The following is a 751-nucleotide window of genomic DNA, read 5'->3' on the forward strand; positions in this document are numbered from 1 at the left end:
TCTTCTGGCGGCGTCTCTTTCATTCTGCCAACGGCCACACCCTCCCAAATAACTTGCCTGTCCTCCGCATCGATAACATCGATGTTGAGCGTCCCTTCTGTGTATTGCGAGGTTCTTGTCTCAAAAGACATCCCAACACTGCCATGGTATCCAGCCCCACCGCGGTAAGAGTAGTAACCTACACTTGATGATGGCGTCGTTGTAGTTCGTAGTTTTTCCTTCTGAGATACATGAAAATTAACCAGCAACTCGGCTTCTTGAGATTCCGTGAGGCCGCGCGCAGACAACTCTTTACGAATAGACTCAATAAGATACCGCTCTTCGATCCCCCTATATTGACCATCCGCCAAAGCGAGCGATTCGACAAACCCAAACGTACTAAAAACCGAAAAATCTGTGTCTGGCTCGAAGATCGCATGCGTTCTGGGTCCAGTCGCACAAGCAGAAAGGGCAAATATGACAACTAACAACAGACTTCTTACAAACATTACCGGATCCCTTATTATTCAAAAGGAAATTACTTTAGCGTAGACCTTAGGCTGACGCTACAAATGAATTTGCACAAAAAAGCCCGCTTAATAGCGGGCCCCGTCGGAGAAACAGCGAAACAACACTAGTTCACGACTACCTCAACGACATCCGAGTAGCGCCCCTGCAGACCATCACTGTCAACGGTCGCAATAGCAAAGAAATATGCTCCAGCCTGTAGATCTCGCAGCGTATACGAGGTTTGCTGTCCACCGACAATACT

Annotated in this window: 1 protein-coding gene; it reads right to left on the reverse strand. The window is 47.9% G+C overall.

What is annotated here, in order from left to right; translation table 11 throughout:
• A partial coding sequence (locus tag A3750_RS22090; protein WP_068548832.1) for a DUF4136 domain-containing protein occupies window positions 1-488 on the reverse strand: 488 nt, incomplete at its 3' end.
• Window positions 489-751: the final 263 nt, after the last annotated feature.

This window comes from Oleiphilus sp. HI0079, assembly GCF_001635105.1.